17 protein-coding genes are annotated in these 20,557 nt (G+C 74.7%); 5 read left to right on the top strand and 12 right to left on the bottom strand.

Annotated elements, in window-relative coordinates; translation table 11 throughout:
- Positions 1–13: 13 nt before the first annotated feature.
- From AB0C76_RS09000 to AB0C76_RS08980, 5 genes are all read right to left on the bottom strand, one after another.
- Complete coding sequence (locus AB0C76_RS09000) at positions 14–1,714, bottom strand: class I adenylate-forming enzyme family protein (RefSeq protein ID WP_359961906.1); 1,701 nt, start codon at positions 1,712–1,714, stop codon at positions 14–16.
- 71 nt (positions 1,715–1,785) lie between these two features.
- Positions 1,786–3,114, bottom strand: coding sequence for a flavin monoamine oxidase family protein (locus tag AB0C76_RS08995; RefSeq protein ID WP_359961903.1), 1,329 nt, complete (start codon positions 3,112–3,114; stop codon positions 1,786–1,788).
- Positions 3,111–3,353: a phosphopantetheine-binding protein gene (locus AB0C76_RS08990; RefSeq protein ID WP_359961900.1), complete on the bottom strand. Its 243-nt coding sequence runs from the start codon at positions 3,351–3,353 to the stop codon at positions 3,111–3,113. Before AB0C76_RS08990 ends, AB0C76_RS08995 begins: the two co-directional genes overlap by 4 nt.
- A gap of 62 nt (positions 3,354–3,415) precedes the next feature.
- Positions 3,416–4,948, bottom strand: coding sequence for an amino acid adenylation domain-containing protein (locus AB0C76_RS08985; RefSeq protein ID WP_359961897.1), 1,533 nt, complete (start codon positions 4,946–4,948; stop codon positions 3,416–3,418).
- 225 nt (positions 4,949–5,173) lie between these two features.
- Positions 5,174–6,871, bottom strand: a complete 1,698-nt coding sequence (locus AB0C76_RS08980; RefSeq protein ID WP_359962131.1) for a GAF domain-containing sensor histidine kinase — start codon at positions 6,869–6,871, stop codon at positions 5,174–5,176.
- Positions 6,872–7,194: 323 nt separating this feature from the next.
- On the opposite strand from AB0C76_RS08980, the gene AB0C76_RS08975 reads away from it, so the two are divergent.
- Positions 7,195–8,049 carry a universal stress protein gene (locus tag AB0C76_RS08975; protein WP_359961894.1) on the top strand — a complete coding sequence of 285 codons (855 nt, stop codon included), beginning with the start codon at positions 7,195–7,197 and terminating at the stop codon, positions 8,047–8,049.
- A 42-nt stretch (positions 8,050–8,091) separates the two neighbouring features.
- Here the strand turns inward: AB0C76_RS08975 and AB0C76_RS08970 are convergent, their stop codons facing one another.
- The 3 genes from AB0C76_RS08970 to AB0C76_RS08960 are packed head-to-tail and all read right to left on the bottom strand — an operon-like array spanning position 8,092 to position 10,981.
- Complete coding sequence (locus tag AB0C76_RS08970) at positions 8,092–8,571, bottom strand: copper chaperone PCu(A)C (RefSeq protein ID WP_359961892.1); 480 nt, start codon at positions 8,569–8,571, stop codon at positions 8,092–8,094.
- Positions 8,571–10,823 (bottom strand): heavy metal translocating P-type ATPase, encoded by a 2,253-nt coding sequence (locus AB0C76_RS08965; RefSeq protein WP_359961890.1) that lies wholly within the window; start codon positions 10,821–10,823, stop codon positions 8,571–8,573. Before AB0C76_RS08965 ends, AB0C76_RS08970 begins: the two co-directional genes overlap by 1 nt.
- Positions 10,820–10,981 carry a hypothetical protein gene (locus AB0C76_RS08960; protein ID WP_359961887.1) on the bottom strand — a complete coding sequence of 54 codons (162 nt, stop codon included), beginning with the start codon at positions 10,979–10,981 and terminating at the stop codon, positions 10,820–10,822. Before AB0C76_RS08960 ends, AB0C76_RS08965 begins: the two co-directional genes overlap by 4 nt.
- A gap of 251 nt (positions 10,982–11,232) precedes the next feature.
- Between AB0C76_RS08960 and AB0C76_RS08955 the strand changes: the two genes are divergently transcribed.
- Complete coding sequence (locus AB0C76_RS08955; RefSeq protein ID WP_359961884.1) at positions 11,233–11,841, top strand: hypothetical protein; 609 nt, start codon at positions 11,233–11,235, stop codon at positions 11,839–11,841.
- Between the two features lie 12 nt (positions 11,842–11,853).
- Here AB0C76_RS08955 and AB0C76_RS08950 read toward each other — a convergent pair whose 3' ends face one another.
- From AB0C76_RS08950 to AB0C76_RS08940, 3 genes are all read right to left on the bottom strand, one after another.
- Positions 11,854–12,246: an NTP pyrophosphohydrolase gene (locus AB0C76_RS08950; RefSeq protein ID WP_359961881.1), complete on the bottom strand. Its 393-nt coding sequence runs from the start codon at positions 12,244–12,246 to the stop codon at positions 11,854–11,856.
- A 368-nt stretch (positions 12,247–12,614) separates the two neighbouring features.
- Positions 12,615–13,028: a PPOX class F420-dependent oxidoreductase gene (locus tag AB0C76_RS08945; protein ID WP_359961879.1), complete on the bottom strand. Its 414-nt coding sequence runs from the start codon at positions 13,026–13,028 to the stop codon at positions 12,615–12,617.
- Positions 13,029–13,060: 32 nt separating this feature from the next.
- Entirely contained in the window at positions 13,061–14,368 is a 1,308-nt protein-coding gene (locus tag AB0C76_RS08940) for a D-alanyl-D-alanine carboxypeptidase (RefSeq protein ID WP_359962128.1), read from the bottom strand.
- A gap of 183 nt (positions 14,369–14,551) precedes the next feature.
- On the opposite strand from AB0C76_RS08940, the gene AB0C76_RS08935 reads away from it, so the two are divergent.
- The gene (locus AB0C76_RS08935) at positions 14,552–14,749 is read left to right on the top strand and encodes a hypothetical protein (RefSeq protein WP_359961877.1); all 198 of its coding nucleotides are present in this window, start codon (positions 14,552–14,554) and stop codon (positions 14,747–14,749) included.
- Positions 14,750–14,804: 55 nt separating this feature from the next.
- Here AB0C76_RS08935 and AB0C76_RS08930 read toward each other — a convergent pair whose 3' ends face one another.
- Positions 14,805–15,569 carry a TetR/AcrR family transcriptional regulator gene (locus AB0C76_RS08930; protein ID WP_359961874.1) on the bottom strand — a complete coding sequence of 255 codons (765 nt, stop codon included), beginning with the start codon at positions 15,567–15,569 and terminating at the stop codon, positions 14,805–14,807.
- A 92-nt stretch (positions 15,570–15,661) separates the two neighbouring features.
- Between AB0C76_RS08930 and AB0C76_RS08925 the strand changes: the two genes are divergently transcribed.
- The gene (locus tag AB0C76_RS08925; protein ID WP_359961871.1) at positions 15,662–16,513 is read left to right on the top strand and encodes a siderophore-interacting protein; all 852 of its coding nucleotides are present in this window, start codon (positions 15,662–15,664) and stop codon (positions 16,511–16,513) included.
- A gap of 545 nt (positions 16,514–17,058) precedes the next feature.
- Positions 17,059–20,496, top strand: coding sequence for a S8 family serine peptidase (locus AB0C76_RS08920; protein ID WP_359961868.1), 3,438 nt, complete (start codon positions 17,059–17,061; stop codon positions 20,494–20,496).
- Positions 20,497–20,557 lie beyond the last annotated feature (61 nt).

Here is a 20,557-nt window from a genome sequence, read left to right as displayed (position 1 = left end):
GTCCATGGCCGGGCTACGGGCGGGCGAGGAGGGCGGCGTGCCGGGTGCGCAGCTCGCGCTTGAGCACCTTGCCGGTGGGTCCGAGCGGGAAGTCCTCGGGCGTCCGGGCGATCCGGACGGCGGCGAGCGGGGCGAGCCCGGCGGCGGCCAGGGCCCGGTTGGCGGCCGCCTGGACCTCGTCGGGGCTGCTGTCCGCCACGTCCGCCTGCAACTGAACTACCGCGACCGGCAGTTGGCCGTGCTCGGCGGGCACGCCGATCACCGAGCAGTCCCGCACGAGGTCGGCGCAGTCGGCGAGCAGCACCTCCTCGACCGGAAGGCTGTGGACGGGGCCGTCCGCGGTGTCGATGACGTCCACCGTCCGGTCGAGGTGGTAGAAGCGGCCGTCGGCGTCGCGGCGGGCGACGTCGCCGGTGAGCCAGTAGCCGTTCAGCTCGAAGGAGGCGGTCAGCCGGGGGTCGTTCCAGTAGCCGGGGGTCAGCGAGGGGGCCACGACGCCCAGCAACCCGACCTCGCCGTCCGGGAGTTCGGTGCCGTCGAGGCCGAGCACGGCGGCCTTCTCGACGACCTCCAGCGGCTTGCCGACGCAGCGGTCGTCGCGGGCGCTCTCGGGCGTGGTGATCTGGCCGAACAGCGCCATGCCCATCTCGGAGGAGCCCAGGCCGTCGATGAACTGCGAACCGGGCAGGGCGGGTTGCTCGGCCCGCTCCTGCGGCAGCAGCCAGGGCCGGATCAGCCCGGCCGGCCGCTCGCCGAGCGTCACCAGGCGGCGGATGTGCCCGTGGTGGGCGCTGTCGCCGGTGTTGAACCAGGAGTGCACCTTCGCGGCCCCGCGCACGGGCAGTTCGCCGGTCGCGAGCTCGACGAAGGTGCGCGGGAAGGAGGCGACCATGGTCGGCTGGAACGCCTCCATGACCGGCTCGACGGTCGCGCGCCGCCAGTCCGCCATGACGACGGTCGGCAGCCCGAGCAGGACGGCCGTGAGGAAGTAGCTCAGGCCGCCCGCGTGGGTGTGCGGCATGAGCGACATCAGCCGGTCGTACGGCTCGGCCGGGAAGCGGACCATGCGCGGCTGCTTGCCGTCCCAGAACCCGCGGTGGGAGAGCATCGTGGACTTCGGGGTGCCGGTGGTGCCGGAGGAGTGGATCAGCGCGACGACGTCGTCCGGGCCGTGCCGGTGCGGGTACGCCGCGGGCAGCCCGGCCCGGTCGGCGTCGAACGCTCGCACCTCGGCGGCGAGGGCGAGGAAGCGTGGGCGGCGCTGCGGGTCCTCGCGGTAGGCGGCGGCGAGCCGGGTGGTGTCGTCCGCGACGACGCCGACCACGCCGACGTGGTCGAGGTAGCGGACCAGCACGTCGTGCCGCAGCGCGTCGTTGACCAGCGCGGGGACGGCGCCGAGCGCGGTGAGCGCGAGGAAGTGCAGCAGCGGCTCCAGACCCTCGCCGACGACGACCGCCACCGGCTCGCCGGGGCGCACGCCGTTGGCGTGGTACCAGGCGGCGTAGCGGTCGCGCAGGGCGGCGAGGTCGAGCAGGCTGTGGCCGCGCAGCACGACCTCGCCGCGGTGGTCGGTGCGGTGGGTGAAGACGAACGGGACCGCGCGGTGCGGGTTGGCCGCGAGGGCGTGGTCCAGGAAGTTGCCCGCGCCGAGGGCGGGTTCGGACATCAGCCGCTCTCTGGCGGCGAGCGGGGCGACGGAGCTGTGGTCGTTCATGGCGGTCTCCCGACGTGCGGTGCCGGGCGCGCGGCTCTCGTGGAGCCGGCGCCGGGCGGAGGGGGTGTGGATCAGGGCCGGGCGAGGACTTCGGTGGCGGCGCGGTGGCCGGAGCGGATCGCGCCCTCCATGAGTCCGAAGTAGGCGGTGCTGGTCTCGGTGCCGGCGAAGTGCACCCGGCCGTGCGGGGCGGTGAGCGCCGGGCCGTGCGCGAGCCAGTCGCCGGGGCCGAGCAGGGCGGCGTAACAGCCCTGGCTGTACGGTTCGTTGACCCAGTCGGTGAGGTGGCAGGCGAGGGGCTCGGGGAGCATGGGGAACAGCTGCGCGGCCTGCCGGACGGCCGCCTCGCGCTGTTCCTCGGGGCCGAGGGCGGCGAAGCGGTGCGCCTCGGCGCCGGTGACGAAGCCGGTGAGGACGCCCGGTCCGCCCTCGGGCGGGGTGTCGTCCACGGTGGAGAGCAGCGGGCCGCGGGCGTTGACCGACCAGCCGGACAGGCCGTGGTCGCGCCACAGCGGCGCGGGGTAGACCAGGCTCGCCTTGATCGCGCAGCCGCGCGAGGTGCGCTCGCCGGCCCGGTGCGGCGGCGGCCCGGGGCGGTGCTCGATCGCGTCGGCGAGCAGTGGCGGCAGCGCCAGCACGGCGACGTCCGCGCGGTAACTCCCGTGATCGGTGCGGACGGTGACCCCGTGCGCGTCCTGGTGCACGGCCCGGACGGGTTCGCCCAGCCGCACCCGGGAGCCGAGCCGGTCGGCCAGCCGCTCGCACACCTGGTGCGCGCCACCGGCGATCCGGTCCTGCTGGGCACCGCCCTCGAACGCGTTGAGGTAGCGCAGCCCGCCGCCGGAGCGCAGGTAGAACGCCATGTGCAGGACGGAGAGGTCGGCCGGGTCGGCGGCCATCATCTCGCCGAGGAAGAGCGGGAAGAAGAGCCGGGCGTCGGGATGGGCGAGGTGCTGCTCGGCCCACTCGGCGGCGGTGAGGGTGTCCAGCTGCTCGGCGCCGGGGGTGAGCCAGGGCGCCTCTGGCCTCACGGCGGAGGTGAGTTCGTCCAGCTGCTCGAAGAGGTCGCCGAGTGCGACGGCGTTCAGCGGTGGGAACCGGCCGTCCCGGGTGGCGTGTTCGCCGCCCAGGGCGAAGCGGCTGGCGCCGAGCATCGTCGTCGGCGTGGTTTTGAGGCCCAACTCGTCGATGAGGGAGAGCAGTTCGGTGTGCCGGTCGCCGAGGTAGGCGGCCCCGCCGTCGATCCACCGGCCGGGGGCGACCTCGATGCCGTGCGTGCGCCCGCCGACGCGGTCCCGGGCCTCCAGGACGGTGACGTCGATCCCTTGTTCCGCAAGGCCGTTGGCGGCGGTGAGCCCGGCGAGGCCGGCGCCGACGACGACGGCGGCCCGGGGAGTCACACCGCCCCCGTGATTCTCCCGGCGAGGCCGGCCGGGGTGGGCTCGGCCAGGAACTCCTCGAAGGTCAGTTCGACGCCGTGGCCCCGCGCGACGGCGCTGAGCACCCGGGTGGCGATCAGCGAGTCGCCGCCGAGCTGGAAGAAGTCGGAGTCGGCCGTGACGTCGTCGCGTTGGAGGACGCGCCGGAAGATGGCCACGACGTCGTCGGGCGTGGCCGGGATGGTGGTGTCGACGCTCAATGGAGGTCTCCTTCGACCTGGTCGTGGGAGTGGCTGGTGCCTGGACCTGTGCGGCGACGCCGCTAGGCGGCGTACCGGCGGTGGCAGCCGGCGCGGTCGACCTTGCCGCTCGCGGTGAGGACGAGCCGGGGCACGAGGGTCACCCGGCTGGGCACGAGGTGGCCGGGCACGCGTTCCCGCAGGTGGGCCAGTAGTTCGGTGTCGAGGGTGGTGCTGTCGGCGTGGGGCCGCGGCACGACGTAGGCGACGAGGGCCGGGCGTCCCGCGAGGGTCGCCGCGGTGACGGCCGCGGCCGACACGCCGGGGTGGGCGGCCAGGTGGGTCTCGACCTCGGCCGGGTCGACCCGGACGCCGCGGACCTTCACCTCGCCGTCCAGGCGCCCCTCGTGGGAGAGGACGCCGTCGGGCGCGGCGGCGACGCGGTCGCCGGTGCGGTACCAGCGCTCGCCGTCGGCGGTGGTGAAACGTGCCGCGGTGGCCTGGGGCAGGCCGCGGTAGCCGAGGGCGACGGCCGGCCCGCCGATCATCAACTCGCCGTCTTCGCCGATGCGTTCGCGCACATGGGGGAGTGCCCGCCCGATCGGCGCCCGCGCGGTGCCGTCCCACGCGCGGCGGGGGGCGAGCGGGCCGTGCAGGTCCACGGCGTGCGTGATCATGGTGGTCTCGGTGCTGCCGTAGGTGTTGAGCAGCCGGAGTCGCCCGGTGTCCAGGCGGCTCCAGTCGGCCAGCCGGGCGGGGTTGGCCGCCTCGCCGCCGATCACCAGCAGCCGCACGCACTCCGGCAGGGTGAGTCGGTCCTCGGCGAGGTGGAGCACGAGTTCGTGCCAGAAGGCGGTCGGCAGGTCGAGGACGGTGACGCGTTCGCGCTCGACCATCCGCAGGAAGCGGGGGAACGAGCCGCTGTGCGCGTCGGGGTCGACGATCAGCGCGGCGCCGGTGGCGAGGGTCGGCAGGATCTCCTCGAAGCAGGTGTCCCAGTTGAGGGAGGCGAACTGGAGCACGCGGTCGTCCGGCGTGAGGCCGAACAGCTCGCGCAGGGAGGGGACCGTCGCCGCGAGGGCGCGACGGGGAGTGACGACGGGTTTCGGCTGCCCGGTCGAACCCGACGTGAAGAGAATGTAGGCCGGCCGTTCCCCGGCGTCCTCGGCGGCGCTCTCGGCGCGTGGTGCGGAGCCCGGCTCCGGCGGGTCCCCGGGGAATTCCGGGGCCTGCGGTAACTCGACCGAAGCAAGCCCGACTCGGGGTGAGAGGGCGGTTCCGGTGACGATCGCCGAGCGGCACTCGGCGGCGGCTGTCATGGCCTCCTGGCGAGGCCCCGGAAATGCCGGATCGACCGGGCAATAGGTGCCGCCGGCGGCGAGGACGCCGAGCAGCGCGACAACGGTTTCCGGTGTGTGCACGGCCGGTACGGCGACCGTGCCCGGATCGGCGCCCAGGCGCATGGCCAGGGCGTTCGCCGACTCGTGGAGCCGGCGGTAGGTCAGGGCGCGTCCACGGTGGACGATCGCCGGACGGTCGGGATATCGACGTGCCATTTCGGTGAACACGTCGAACAGGTCGGGGGCGACCTGGAGGGTACCGCGAATATTTGACATGCCCGCCCCAAATGACGCTGAGAAGTGCTCATCCGTGCTCGGCGAACGGCGACTCTACCTTCGAACATGCGTGGGGACAATGTCCGTTGGGAATGTTCTTCCAGGAGGGTGTGGGCGAACTGTGAATCCGCACCCGGCACTTCGGTGGTTCGGGCGGGGAAGGTCTCGGCCGGGCGACCGGGGAGTGGTGGCGCGGTGACGGAGCGTCACCGATCCGACGGGGCGTCAGGAAGCCAGGGGGGCCGACCACACGAGCCGGGTTCCGCCGCCCTCGGCCGTGCTCGCCTCGAAGGTGCCCCCCACCCGCTCGGCCCGCTCGGCGAGGTTGCGCAGCCCGCTGCGCCGGCCGCCCTCCGGCAGGCCCGTGCCGTCGTCCACGACGGTCAGCGAGACCCGCCCGGCGACCGCGCGCAGCGTCACCTCGACCCGGCTCGCGCCGGCGTGCCGGGCGGCGTTGCTCAGCGCCTCGCCGAGCACCGCCACCACGTGCTCGGCCAGCTCCTGCGACACGTCGGTGTCGAGGAGGCCCTCCATGCTCAGCCGCGGCGGGAAGCCGAGCGTCGCCTGTGCCTCGGTGACGGCGCGCGTGGTGCGCGCGCGCAGGCCGCGGTCGGGCTCGCCGTGGGCCCGCAGGCCGAAGATCGTCGAACGGATGATCTTGATGGTCTCGTCCAGGTCCGCGACCGCCCGCCCGACCCGGTCGGCCGCCGCCGGGCTGTCGATCAGCCGGCCCGCGCTCTGCAGCGTCATCCCGGTCGCGAACAGCCGCTGGATCGCCAGGTCGTGCAGGTCCCGGGCGATCCGGTCGCGATCCTCCAGCAGCGTCAACTGCTCGGCGTCGCGTCGCCGTTCGGCCAGTTCGAGGGCCAGGGCGGCCTGGTCCGCGAAGCCCAGCAGCGGGCCCGTCTCGGCCGCGCTGAAGGCCGGCTGCCCGGCCGCCCGCGCGAGCAGCAGCACGCCCCGCCCGTACCCCGAGCCGGTGCCCAGCGGCACCGCGACCGCCGGCCCGAGCCCGTCGAACCGCCCGGCCGGGCCCGCCGGGTACCGTCCGTCGCAGGCCAGCTCGCCACTGGTCACCGGCGAACCGGACGCGTACGCCGCCCCCGACAAGGTGCCGGCCACCGGCACCGTGACCCCGAGCCGCTCGGTCGGCGTGCCGCCCAGCGCGACCTCGACCGCCAGCTCCTGCGCCCGCTCGCCCGGCTCGGCCAGCGCCATCGACACGTCCGCCAGCTCGGCGCCGGCGATCTCCCGCGCCCGGCGGGCGATCAGCTCCACCACCGCCAGGCGCGGCGCGCCGGACAGCAGGCTCCGGGTGATCTCCGCGCTCGCCCGCAGCCAGCGCTGCTGGCGCTGCGCCTCCTCGTACAGCCGCGCGTTGTCGATCGCGACCCCGGCCGCGACGGCCAGCGTCGAGATCACCGCCTCGTCGTCCGCGTCGAAGTCCAGGCCGCCGCGCTTGTCCGTGAGGTACAGGTTCCCGAACACCTCGCCGCGCACCCGCACCGGCACCCCGAGGAAGGTGGTCATCGGCGGGTGGCCGGGCGGGAATCCGGCGGAGGCCGGGTGGTCCGACAGCATCGGGCAGCGCAGCGGGCGCGGGTCGCGGATCAGCTCGCCGAGGATGCCCCGGCCGGACGGCGGCGGGCCGATCTCGGCGATCTCCCCGTGCGTCATCCCGACCGTGAGGAACTGCGACAGCGAGTGCCCGTCCGCGCCGATCACGCCGAGCGCGGCGTAGCGGGCGTCCACCAGGTCGGCGGCGGCCTCGACGATCCGGTGCAGCGCCTGGGCGAGGTCCAGCTCCCGGCCGACCGCGAGCACCGCCTCCAGCAGGCTGTGCACGCGGTCCTGGGTGCCGCGGGCCGCGTCGATGCGCCACTGGAGCTCCTCCAGCAGCTCGTCCAGCCGCAGCCGGGGCATCCGCGCGCCGCCGGCCGCGGGGGTGCCGTCCGCCGGGGTCCCCTTCGCGCCGCCCACCCGTACTCCTCCAGTTGCCCGCCGCACCCCAGGCCAGAAGCGCCCTGACCGGGAGGACCGTCGGATTCACCGTAGTGCCCGGGTGTCGCCCCGCCGCACCCCGGGGTCGCCCGTAGGCTCCGTCGGGCGGGCCTTTCGTCCCGTCCGCGGGGGTCCTGCGGCCTCTGCCGCACGGGCGGCGCGGCCGGAGAGGGTGGGGGAGCAACGGACGGAACGTCAGCACACCCACCGTCCGGCAACGGCCACCGAGGGAAGGACCCCTTGCCATGACGCCACTCGTACTCGTCGGGGTCGACGGCTCGACCGGCAGCACCGCCGCCGCCCGCTGGGCCGCCGGGGAGGCGGAGCGCCGCGGGGTGCCGCTGCGCCTGGTGCACGCCTGGCCGTGGCTCACCGACGGCCGCAACGCCATGGCCGAGCCGGACCACCTGCCGGCCGCCGCCGAGCGCGTCCTCGCCGACGCCGCCGCCGAGCTGCGCGCCGCCCACCCTGGCCTCGACGTGCGGACGGACGTCGTGCTCGACGCGCCCGTCGACGGCCTGGTCGCCGCCGCCGAGGACGCCGGCCTGCTCGTGGTCGGCTCGCGCGGGCTCGGGGGCTTCACCGGGCTGATGCTCGGGTCCGTAGGCATGGCCGTGGCGGCGCGCAGCAGCGTGCCGGTGGTCGTGGTGCGCGAGCAGCAGGCGGGGGCGGGCGGGGCGGACGTCGTGGTCGGCGTCGACGCCCAGGAACCGGACGAGGGCGTACTCGGCTTCGCGTTCGCCGAGGCCGCCCGGCGCAGGGTCCGGGTGCGGGCGGTGCACGGCTGGGACCTGCCGCCGGTGTTCGCGTACGCCGGCTGGGTGCCGCAGGCCGCGGAGATCTCCCAACTGGAGGCGATGGAGGAGAAGATGCTCTCCCTCGCCCTGGCCGGGCAGCGGGAGCTGCACCCCCACGTGGAGGTGGTCGAGGAGGTCCGGCTGGGCGCGGCCGGGGCGCTCGTCGAGGCCTCGGCGGGCGCGGCGCTGGTGGTGGTGGGCCGCAGGCGCCGCAGGGTCGAACTCGGCCCGCGCCTCGGCCGCATCGCGCACGCGGTGCTGCACCACGCCAAGGCGCCGGTGGCGGTCGTCCCGCACGGGTGATGCCGGACAGGGTCGGCGGGCCGCGGCCCGCCGACCCCTCGGTCACGGCCGTGAGCCCGGCGGCCGCACCTGGGCCTTGAGCCGGAGCTCCGGGCTGTGCCGGAACGTGAGGGTGAAGTCCACCCACCGGCCCGCCCGCAGCGGCGGCGGGGCGGCCATCATCAGGTCGGAGTCCTCCGGGGACAGCACCAGCTCGCCGCGCGCCGGCACCGGCAGCGCGGTCACGGCCTCCCACCGCCCGGCGGCGCCCTGGTGCAGGTGCCGCTTCAGCGTGATCGGACCGCCGAACTCCCAGCTCGCACCGGTCAGTTCGTCCGGTACGTCGCCGGGGTTGCGGATCGTGAAGAACGCCGTCGTGGCCGGCGCCGCCCCCGCCGTCGGCAGCAGCACCCACCCGTCCCCGGCGGCCTCGACCGGCCGGGGACGCCCGGCGCCGCCGACCGCCGTCCAGCCGCTCAGCAGGGCGAGCGCCAGCACCGCGGCTCCGACGGGCGGGCCGACCGCCTTGAGCCGCTCGATCATCACCGCTGGTCCCCCTTCCGGGAGTTGCCGCGTCCGGGCTGCCACGTGCGCAGCCGCAGGCTGTTGCCCACCACGAGCAGTGAGCTGAGCGACATCGCGACCGCCGCCAGCATCGGGTTCAGCAGCCCGACGGCCGCCAGCGGGATGAGCACGACGTTGTAGCCGAACGCCCACAGCAGGTTCGCCCGGATCGTGCCCAGCGTGCGCCGGGCCAGGCGGACGGCGTCCACCACCGCCTCGATGTCGCCGCGCACCAGCGTGAGCCCGGCCGCGCCGATCGCGGCGTCGCTGCCCGAGGCCAGCGCGACCCCGAGGTCCGCCGAGGCCAGCGCCACCGCGTCGTTGACGCCGTCGCCGACCACCGCCGTCGTCCGCCCGGCGGCCTTCAGTTCGGCCACCACCTCGGCCTTGCGCTCGGGCGAGGCCGAGGCGTGCACCCGCTCGATACCGAGCTCGTCCGCCACCGCCCGGGCCGCGCCGGGGCCGTCGCCGGTGAGGAGGACGGTCTCCAGGCCCATCCCGCGCAGCCGGTGCAGCGCGCGCCAGCTGCCGGAGCGCACGGTGTCGCCGACGGCCAGGACGGCAGCCGCCCGTCCGTCCAGCTCCACGACCACGGCCGTACGGCCCGCCCGGCCGGCCTCCGCGACCGCCTCCGCGAGCTCCGGCGGGAGGTCGACGGCGTCCGGACGGACCACTCGCACCGCCCGCCCCTCGACCGTCCCGGCCACCCCGACCCCGGCTGTCGCCCGGAAGCCGCTCACCGGCGGCAGTTCGCCGCACCGCTCCCGGGCCGCCGCCGCGACGGCCCGCCCGATCGGGTGCTCCGACCGGTGCTCCACCGCACCGGCCAGCCGCAGCGCCTCGTCCTCGAACGCGTCCTCGGCACCCGCCGTCGTGACCGCCGCGAGCCGCATCCGCCCGGTGGTCAGCGTCCCGGTCTTGTCCAGCACCACGGTGTCGACCCGCCGCAGGCTCTCCAGCACCTCGGGCCCGCGCACCAGCACGCCGAGCTCCGCGCCCCGCCCGGTCGCCGCGAGCAGCGCCGTCGGGGTCGCGAGCCCGAGCGCACACGGGCAGGCCACCACGAGCACCGCGACCGCCGCCGTCACCGCCGCCTGCGGGGCCGCGCCCGCGCCCAGCCAGAAGCCCAGCACGCTCACCGCGACCGCCAGCACGCACGGCACGAACACCCCGGCCACCGCGTCCGCGAGCCGCTGCGCCCGCGCCTTGCCCGCCTGGGCGTCGGCCACCAGGGCGGTGATCCGGGCGAGCTGGGTGTCCGCGCCGACCGCCGTCGCCCGCACCACGAGCACGCCGCCGACGTTCACCGTCGCGCCCGCCACCCGGTCCCCCGGGCCGACCTCGACCGGCGCGCTCTCGCCGGTCAGCAGGCTCAGGTCGAGCGCCGAACCGCCCTCGACCACCACCCCGTCGGTGGCCACCCGCTCACCCGGCCGCACCACGAACTCCTGGCCCGGCAACAGCAGTCCGATCGGCACCAGCCGTTCCCCGCCGCCCTCCCGGACGCACACCTCCTTCGCGCCCAGCTCGGCCAGCGCCCGCAGCGCCGAACCGCCGCGCCGCCGCACCCGGCCCTCCAGCAGCCGCCCGGCCAGCACGAACAGCGGCACGCCGACGGCGGCCTCCAGGTACACGTGCGCCGCGCCGCCGCCGGCCGTCAGCGAGAACGGCATCCGCATGCCGGTGGCACCCGCCCCGCCGACCAGCAGGGCGTACGCCGACCAGCCGAAGGACGCCAGCACACCGAGGCTCACCAGCGTGTCCATCGTCGCCGCCGCGTGCCGCAGCCCCTGCCACGCCCGCCGGTGGAAGCCCGCCGAACCCCACGTCACCACCGGCACGGCCAGCCCGAAGCACACCCACTGCCACGCCGGGAACTGCAGCGACGGCACCATCGACAGCACCAGCACGGGCACGGCCGGCAGCGCCGTCACCAGCAGCCGCCACCGCCCGTCCGGCTCCTCCTCCGCCGGGCCGACGGCCGCCCCGGCCGCCACCGACTCGGCCGTGTAGCCCGCCCGTTCGACGGCCGCCACGAGCTCCTCGACGGCCACGCCGGCCGGGTGCAGCACCCGAGCCCGGCCGGTGGCCAGGTTCACCCCGGCCGACACGCCCTCGATCTTCGCCAGCCGCTTCTCCACCCGGCCCACGCACGCCGCGCAGGTCATCCCGCCGACCGCCAGGTCGGTGCTCACCAGCGCCCCGGCGCCGGCCCCCGCGACCGCGCTCACCGCATGCCTCCCATGTCGTGCCCGGACATCCCGGGCGAGCCGCCGCCCCCGACCCCGGGCGTCAGCCCCGGCGACACCGGCCCTGCCTGACGGCCCACGGCGTACGCCACCACGAACACCACCACCAGCAGCAGGGCGAACCCCGCCAGCACACTCAACGGCCGGACTCCCGGCGACTTCGCACTCACCCCCCACCAGTCGGACGGCGGACCGGAGTGGTTCCCGTACGGTCCGAACTCCGCGGAAACCGCCCGGGACGCCCCGGTCCCGTCGCCGGAACGGGGGTGGAGCCGGCCGGCCCGGGAGCAGCCGCAGGTCCACTCGAACGGGCGTGCAGGTCTCGCCGTCCCGCCGCCGCGCCCCGAAGCATGGGGTGCAGGACACGCCGAGCGAGAAGAGGCAACCTGCCGTGCGCGAACTCCACACCCACCCGGGCCCCCGCCGCCGGACGGCCCCCCGCATGGTCGCCCTGACCGCGATGCTGGCCGCCGGGGGCGTCCTGGCGGCGGCGTGCAGCAGCTCGTCGACCAACCCGTCGATCTCCCGCACCTCGGGGCCGTCCCCCGCCGGGTCGGCCGCGGCCACCGAGTCCGCCTCGCCCGCGGCGAGCGGTTCGCCGTCCCCCGGGCCCGAGGCGGCCGCCTCCTCGGCCGCGGCGGCGGCCGCGTTCGCCGCCTCCGTCTCCGCCCAGCAGGCGATGGCCCACGACAAGGCCGTCTCCGCCCTCGCCCTGGTCCCCAACGGCGGCAACGCCCTCGGCGCGGTCACGATCACCGGCGTCCCGCTCGCGGTCACCGGCGGCCTGCCGGCCGCCGTCGTGACCATCAGCAACGACGGCCTGGACACGGCCTCCTACGCCGTGCAGGTCGACTTCACCGACACCAACGGCAAGACCGTCGAGACCACCGTCGTGGGCGCCGAGAACGTCCCGAGCAACGAGAAGGCGTCCCCCGTGGCGTTCAGCAGCCGCACCGACCAGCGGCTGCTCCCGGTGGTGGTGAAGGCCGTCCAGTACTGACCGGCCGGCCGCTCAGGGCCGTACGGAACGGGGTCCGGTGACTTCGGCGCCGAGCGCGCCGACCCGGGCCCGCAGTTCGCGGTCGGCGGTGACGACCAGGCAGTCCCGGTCAGGCCGCTCGGCCCTGGCCGCCCGGACGACCTCGACGATCAGGTCGTCGCCGCTCCCGGCGGCGGCGACCACCCGGACCCCGGGCACCTGCGCGACGCCGCGCGCCGCGCCCTCGACCACCAGCACCACGTCCAGTGGCCCGTCCCGCCCCGGCAGCCCCCGCCCGGCGACGGCGACCAGCGCGTCGCGCAGCCGCTCGGCCGCCCCGCGCCGGTCCCGCCACCAACCGTCGGGCACCGATCCGACGACGTTCGCACCGTCCACGACCAGCAGTGGCACCGCGTTGTCACCCATGACCCGCAAGCCTGCCACGCCGGGTCCGCCCAGCGGTCGCACCCACGAGGGGAGCGGCCCGTGCACACCCGCATCGACGAGACCGGCGGCCGCGTCCACCGCGTCTCGACCTGCGTCCCGGAGATCGTGCCGCCCGCCGGGCGTCGTCTTTCACCCACCTCGGCGACGGCCCGCCCGTCACCGTCGGGGACCTTCTCGAAGCGGCCCTCGAATCCGAGCGGCTGCGCCGGAGGAGCGGTTTCGGCCCGGAGCCCGACGGTCGTCGGCCTGCCCCGGCGTTCTCGCGGACCCGCACCCACGGGGTCTGTCCTCACACCCCCGACTGCCGGACGGACGGCGGGGGTGTGAGGACAGACCCCGGGCGCGGCTCAGTCGGTCAGGGTGATCCGGATCCCGACCGTGCCGCGCTCGCCGCGCCGGATGCGGCTGCCGAGCAGGGTGAGCACGCCCAGCAGGCCGTACTTCTGGCGCAGCAGCGTGCGGTAGGCGGCGGTCCGCTCGGGGCCGAGGAGTTCGGCGGTGGCGGGGTACTGGTCGCCGGTGGGGCGGCCCTTGACGTCGCAGGGGCCGACGAGGACGTCCGCGCGGTTGCGGATCCGTTTGACCTTCCAGGAGTCCGCGACGGTCCAGACGCCGAGCGCGTCGCCGTCGCGGACCACCCAGACCGGGGTCGGCACGGCGGTGCCGTCCTTCTTGTAGGTGGTGACGAGCAGGTAGCTCCCGGAGGACAGCTCGACGATCCGGGCGAGCCGGTCCCGCGAAGCGGGGTCAGGGGTGGTCATGCCGGAAGTCTAGGGCGGGGGATCGCCGCTGCTCAGCGGCGGGTGCGGGCGGCGTGGACGAGGGCGCGGGTGCGGCGGGCCAGACGGCGGCGGCCGGTGCCGGTGGAGCCCTGGGTGCTCGGGGCTGCCGGGGCGGCCGGTTTGGCGGTGGCGGTGGCGGTGTCGGTGGCTTGGGCGACCGCGCCGCGGCGGCGGCGCGCGGCCGTGCGGCCCGCCGCCCACAGGACGAGGGCCGCGCCGAGGGCGGCGGCCGTCCAGGCGGCGGGGCCGAGGTCGTGGCCCTCGTCCTGAGCGGCGTGCGGCCGGGCCCCTGCGGCAGGGGCGGTGCCCGCCGGGGTGCCGGGTGCGTCCGGAGCGTCCGGCGCGGTCACCGGTGCGGTGTCGTCGACGAGTTGGCCGACCGGCTGCACCTTGCCGGCGGCCGCGAAGCCCCAGTCGAGCAGGCTGGCCGCTTCGTCGTACACCTTGCCCTGGGCCTCGGGGTGCATGACCGTCACGAGGAGGGTCCGGCCGTCGCGTTCGGCGGCGCCGGTGAAGGTGGCGCCCGCGTTGGTGGTGTAGCCGTTCTTGACGCCGATCAGGCCCGGGTACTTGCCCAGCAGCCGGTCGGTGTTGGCGATGTCGAAGCTGGTGCGCTGCCCGGTGACCTTGTCCAGCCCGCCGGGGAAGTGGGCCGTGCGGGTCGAGCAGTAGGAGCGGAAGTCGGGGATGCGCAGCCCGGCCCGCGCGAACAGGGTGAGGTCGTAGGCGGAGGAGACCTGCCCGTCCATGTCGTAGCCGTCGGGCGAGACGACCTTGGTGTCGCGGGCCTGGAGGGTGTTCGCGCGGGCCTGCATCTCGGCGACGGTCCGCGCGATGCCGCCGTTCATGTGGGCGAGCACGTGGACGGCGTCGTTGCCGGAGCTGAGGAAGACGCCCCGCCAGAGGTCCTCGACGCGGTAGGGCAGGTTCTCCTTGACGCCGACGAGGCTGCTCCCGACGCCGAGGTCGGCCAGCTCGGCCTGGGTCACCTGGTGGACGTCGGCGCGGTCGAACTTCGTCATGACGGTGTCCGCGAACAGCATCTTCAGCGTGCTGGCCGGGGGCAGCGGCAGGTGGGCGTTCTGGGCGGCGAGCACCTCGCCCGTGCCGGCGTCGGCGACCAGCCAGGAACGCCCGCTGAGCGCGGTGGGGAGTGCGGGGGCGCCGGCGAGCGGGGCGACCTGGACGGCGGGGCGGCCGAGCCGCTCGCCGCCGACGACGGAGGCGGAGTCCTGTCCGGCCGCGGCCGGGGCGGTCGCGACGAGCACGAGGAGGGACACGGCGGAGGCCGCGGCCAGCCTGCCCGCATGCGGTGACATCTGCTGCACACCGCGAACGTACCCGCGCCGCCGCCGGGCCGCCGTGCCTGCTGCTCCGTCCGGTGTCCGGCCCGCGCAGGTACTGCGCAAGGCCTTCCCGCGCGGGTCGGCGCGACTTTGGTGGCCCGAAGTCGCGCCGAAAGTCGGACTTACCGGGGACCGCGGTGCTCCTAGGCTTCCGGTATGAAGACCCTGCTCGGCTACCTCGGCTTCGTCCTGATCCTCGGCGGTGCGACCGGCCTGCTCTCCGACCACCTCGGGGGCTTCCGGCTGTTCGGCTTCGTCCGCTTCCTCGTCCCGGCCGGGCACGAGACGGTCGGGTACGCGGTGCTGATGGCGCTCGGCGTGCTGCTGGCGATCCCGGCGGCCCGGCGGGGCTGAGCGGGGCCGCCTGGGGCCGCGTGGGGTTGAGTGGGGCCGCTGGGGCTGAGCGGGGTCAGCCGGGCGCCGCGATCCCGTCGAGGAGCACGGCGAGACCGCTGCGGAAGCCCTCGCGGTCGCGCGCCTGCGGGTCCGGGTCGCCGCTCCTCTCCAGGGCGGTCAGGAGCGGAAAGCGATCCGCGAAGTCGGGTGCCAGTTCGGCGAGTTGGGCCGAGCGGGCGGTCCACCAGTCCGCGTCGGCGACGCCGGTCGCGGTGGCCGCGTCGCGGGCCTCGGCGGCCACGCCGGCCATCCCGCGGACGAACTGCCACAGCGCTCCGACGGCCCCGCGCAGCCGCCGGGCCGGCAGCCCGGCCGGCCGCAGGGCGCGCAACAGGCCCTCCATGGCGGCGAGTTCGGCGGGGCCCAGGACCGGCCGGGCCTGCGAGACCTGGAGCATCCAGGGGTGGCGCAGGTAACAGGCGTGCAGCGCCTCGGCCCAGGCGGTGACGGCGGCCCGCCAGTCCCCGTCGCCGTCGGATTCCGCCGGCAATTCGGCGAGCGCCCGGTCGTGCATCAGGTCCAGCAGTTCGGCCTTTCCCGGGACGTACGTGTAGAGCGCCATCGCGGTGCGGCCGAGCCGTTCGCCGACGGCCCGCATCGAGAGCGCGGCCATGCCCTGGGAATCGGCCACGGCGATTCCCGCCGACACGATCGAGTCCACGTTCAGACCGGGCTTGGGGCCGCTGCGCCCGGTGCGCGGGGCGGGTTCGGCGCCGGGGGTGCGCCACAGCAGGGACAGGGAGCGGTGAGCGTCGCCCTGCCCGGCGTACACGACCATTCCAGGAACTCCTTATAGTGTAAAGTAACCGCGTCACGGTAACTCTTTATGGCATAAGGTTACCAATCCGCGAGACTGGAAGGAGTTCCGCGTTGACCCTGCCCGTCACCTCCGTCGAGGTCGCTGCCGTCCGCCGGATCACGCCGCGCACCGCCCGGGTCACGTTCGAGGCCGCCGCCCTCGAGGACACCGTCGGCGGCTCGCCCGACCAGCAGGTGAAGCTCTGCTTCCCCCGCCCCGGCCAGGCCGAGCCGGTCCTTCCCGCCCAGAGCGACGACCCCGTCGGCTGGTACCAGGCCTACCTGGCCGTTCCCGAGGCGGAGCGCCCGTCGATGCGCAGCTTCACCGTCCGCCGCCGCGTCCCCGGCACCCGGCGGATCGAGATCGACTTCGTCCTGCACGGCGACACCGGGCCCGCGTCCGCGTGGGCCCTGCGTGCCGAACCCGGCGACCGGCTCGGCATGGTCGGCCCGTCCGAGCTGTACGCCCGGCCGGTCCCGCTCGCCGAGGCCGCCGCCACCGCCGACTGGATCCTGTTCGCCGGCGACGAGTCCGCGCTGCCGGCGATCGCCACGCTGGTCAAGGCGTTGCCGGCCGGGGCCGCGGCGCTCGCGTTCGTCGAGGTCGCGGACGAGTCGGAGCGACAGCCGCTGGACGGCCCGGCCGGCCTGACCGTCCGCTGGCTGTACCGGGGCGGCGCCCGCCCGGGCACCGTGCTGACCGAGGCGGTCCGGGCCGCCGAGCTGCCGGCCGGCATCCCGTTCGCGTGGCTCGCCGGTGAGGCGGACGCCGTCCGGGCGCTGCGCCGGTACCTGGTGGGGGAGTGTGGGGTGCCAAAGAAATTTGTCGATTTCTCGGGTTATTGGCGCTACCGGCTCACCCAGGACGACGCCCCGACGGCGCAGGACCTGGCCGACGCTCAGGAAAAACTCACGATGTCCTGATTCCATCCGGTCGGGGTTCGTTTGTCCGGGCGTTCGCCGACGAACGCCCGGACCTCCCCGAACCCGGCGCGGGTGCCGAGACGGATCCCCGGCCGGAACTGGCCCGGTTTGGCGGGGTGCTGACAGGGAAGAGGGACAACCGGTCAGTAGTGCACCCCGGGGTGCGGTCCGATTTCGCCCGGTACCTGGTGGCGGTTGTTCGCCAGTGTCCGAAGTTCGCCAGTGGGGTGAACGAGGGTGATCAGGCACTGCTTCGCAGGTGAGAGCAGGGTAAAGGTCTGCGATGGCCGGATTTCCGTCCTGCATTTTACTAATCGATGGTCATTTTTACTTTCTGATGGGGAAATCCCCCCTTGTCGTGGTCGTGCCGGATGCGCTGGAATGCGTCCGCTGTCGGGACGCGCGGTCCGGAGCAACCACGCGGCCGACAAGGATCCGCGCAGGCTGGACCGTGCAACCTGACGTCTCATCAGACGAAAGGATGTCCATTGATCGGCTGGCGGAAATCCCAGCTAGCAGCCGCCGTCACGGTCACTGCCGCGTCCATGGTCCTCGGTTTCGGGACCACGGCGTTCGGCGCTCCGATCCCCGACACCACCAGCGCCCCCCAGGCGTCGGCGGACGGGGCCCCGGTGCCGGTGATCGTGATCCTCAAGGACCAGATAGCGGACGCCCCGGCCGACAACGGCCACGTGGGCGCCCGTCAGCAGAAGACCGAGCACGCCCAGGCTCCCCTGCTGAACAAGGTCAAGGCCAACGGTGGCACCAACGTCAAGAGCTTCGTGCTCGGCAACGCCTTCTCGGCCACGGTCAGCCCGGCCCTGAAGGCGCAGCTCCAGGCCGACCCGGCCGTCGCCACCGTGGTGGCCGACGCCCCGGTCGCCGTCACCCCGGCCGTCGCCGCCAAGGCGAAGGCCGCCCAGGCCGCCGAGAGCGCCAAGGCGTCGACGGCCGCCGCGACCCCGAACGCCGTTACGGGCAGCAACGGCGCCCAGGCTCCCGAGGAGAACGCGACCAACACGGTCTGCCCCTCCGACCCGAGCAAGCCGCTGCTGGAGCCCGAGGGTCTCTACTCGACCCGCGTGGCCACCGGCAACGGCAAGGCCGGCGCGGCCGACCTGGCCACCGGCAAGGGGGTCAAGGTCGCCTACATCGCGGACGGCCTCGACCCCAACAACCCGGACTTCATCCGGGCCGACGGCTCGCACGCCGTCGTCGACTACCAGGACTTCTCGGGCTCCGGCTGGGACACCCCGACCGGTGGCGCGGAGGCCTTCGGTGACGCCTCGGCGGTCATCGCCCAGGGCCGCCAGGTCTACGACGTCTCGAAGTTCGTCAACCAGTCGGCGCACCCGCTCGCGGCCGGCTGCAACATCCGCGTGAAGGGCATCGCCCCGGACGCGGACCTCGTCGCCCTCAAGGCGGGTGGCGAGATGATGTCCAACTCGTCGATCCTGCAGGCGATCGACTACGCGGTGCGGGTCCAGCACGTCGACGTGCTGAACGAGTCCTTCGGTGGCAACCCGACGCCGGACTCCAGCGCCCACGACACCATCTCGCTCTTCAACGACGAGGCCGTCAAGGCCGGTGTCACGGTCTCCGTCTCCTCCGGCGACGCCGGCCTGAGCGGCACCGTCGGCTCCCCGGCCACCGACCCGAACGTCATCGCGGTCGGCGCCTCGACGGACAACCAGAACTACCAGCAGACCGGTTACGCGGGTGCCGGGTTCTCCAACAAGACCTGGAGCGACAACCGCATCTCCGCGCTGTCCTCGGGCGGCTTCACCCAGGCCGGCCGCTCGGTCGACCTGGTCGCCCCGGGCGAGTCGGACTGGGCCCTGTGCTCGACCGACGTCTCCAAGTTCACCGACTGCGGTGGCTTCGGCGGCACCGCCGCGGGCATCCAGTCCTTCGGCGGCACCTCGCAGGCCGCGCCGTTCGTGACCGGCGCCGCGGCCCTGGTCATCCAGGCCTACCGCGACACCCACGGCGGCGACTCGCCGTCCCCGGCCCTGGTGAAGAAGTTCATCACCGGCACCGCCACCGACCTCGGCGTCCCGGCCGAGGAGCAGGGCGCGGGTCTGCTGAACGTCCGCGGCGCCGTCGAGGCCGCCCGCGGCTACGACGACGGTGACGGCACGCCCGGCAGCAGCCAGGTCGTCGTGAACACCGGTCAGCTCGACATCGCCGGCGCCCCGGGCTCGACCCACACCGCCGACGTGAGCGTCACCAACACCAGCGACACCACCCAGACGGTCAGCGCCGCCACCCGCAGCTTCGCGCTGATGGGCAACAGCCAGCAGACCGTCAAGATGGACTCGGCCTCCACCGACACCTTCAAGTACGCCACCAACGGCGCCACGTGGGTGAAGCAGCAGGTCAAGATCACCGTCCCGGCCGGCGCCGACCGCCTCGCGGCGTCGATCGCCTGGCAGGGTGCGGCCAACCCGACCGTCAACGGTCCGGTCGTCCGCATGACGCTGCTCGACCCGAGCGGCCGCTTCGAGACCAACACCCGCCCGCAGGGCGGTGCCACCCCGGCCAACTTCGGCCTGGTGGACGTCCCGCACCCGGTCGCCGGCGACTGGACCGCGATCCTCTACACCCCGCAGGGCAAGGGCGGCTACACCGGCCCGGTCCAGCTCGGCGCCACCTTCCAGCGCGCGGAGCCGGCCGGCACCGTGGGCCCGAACGTCGTCGACATCGAGCCGGGTGACACCAAGACCCTCAAGGTCCAGGTCACCACCCCGGCCACCAGCGGCGACTCCAGCGAGGCGGTCACCGTCTCCAGCTCCAACGGCCAGACCACCAGCGTCCCGGTCATCCTGCGCAGCCTCGTGCCGGTCACCAACGGCAACGGCGCCTTCTCCGGCACCATCACCGGCGGCAACGGCCGCGGCGGCTCGCCCACGCAGAGCTTCTCCTACGCGTTCGACGTCCCGAAGGGCCAGAAGGACCTGCGGGTCGGCGTCACGGTCAAGGACTCCAAGCTCCTCATGCAGGGCGCGCTCATCAGCCCGAACGGCACCCCGGCCGACGTCGAGGGCAACGCCCTCCTCGACGCCCAGGGCAACCTGACCGGCACCGGCACCGGCGTCTCGGCCACCGTGGTCAACCCGGCCGAGGGCCGCTGGCGCTTCGTGTTCAACGTGATCGGCTCGGTCAGCGGCCAGCAGCTCGGCCAGGACTTCGCGGGCACCATCGGCTTCAACAAGGACGTGGCCACCGCCGCGGGCCTGCCGACCGACGCGAAGACCAAGCTCGCCGCCAACAAGCCGGCGACCTTCCAGGTCAACTACACCAACAACACGGTCGCCACCCAGGTCATCTCGGCCGACGGCCGTCTCGACCGCCGCACCGACGTGAACCTGGTGCCGCAGGGCGCCTCGTCCGCCGTCACCCTGCCGCTGTCGCTGACCTCCTCGGTCCCGTCGTTCCTGGTTCCGCCGGGCACCGACAAGCTGAACGGCGTGGCCGCGTCCACGACCCCGGCCCAGCTGGAGCTCGCCGACGCCACCGCGTCGCCGGACCTGTTCGGCGACCTGAAGAAGGCCCAGAACGGCTCGACGATCTCGGTCGTGACGTTCAACGGCAGCGCCGCCCAGCCGGTCGTCCCCGGCCTGTGGGGCACCTTCCTCCAGCAGATCGGCCCGTTCTCCAACGCGGGCGCCCCGGCCGGTTCGGCCACCATCACCGCGACCGCCCACACCCTGGCGTTCGACCCGGCGCTGACCTCCAGCACCGGTGACATCTACGCCGCGTCGGTCAACGCCACGGCTCCGGCCGCCACCCCGGTGACCGTCGCCCCCGGCGCCACCGGCTCGCTGCAGGTGACCATCACCCCGACCGGCGCGAAGGGCAGCACCGTCCACGGTGTCCTGTACCTGGTGTCCGGCCCGACCGGTGTGGCCACCGCCAACAACAGCGTGAGCACCACCGGTGCGGTGCTGGCGGCCCTGCCGTACAGCTACACGGTGAACTGACCCACCGCGCACCACGTGTCGAGGCCGTCCCGGATTCCCGGGGCGGCCTCGGCCGCGTTTC

The organism is Kitasatospora sp. NPDC048722 (genome assembly GCF_040650235.1).
Lineage (GTDB): Bacteria > Actinomycetota > Actinomycetes > Streptomycetales > Streptomycetaceae > Kitasatospora.
The sequence above is the reverse complement of the archived record's forward strand: the minus strand, read 5'-3'. Positions and strand labels throughout refer to the sequence as shown.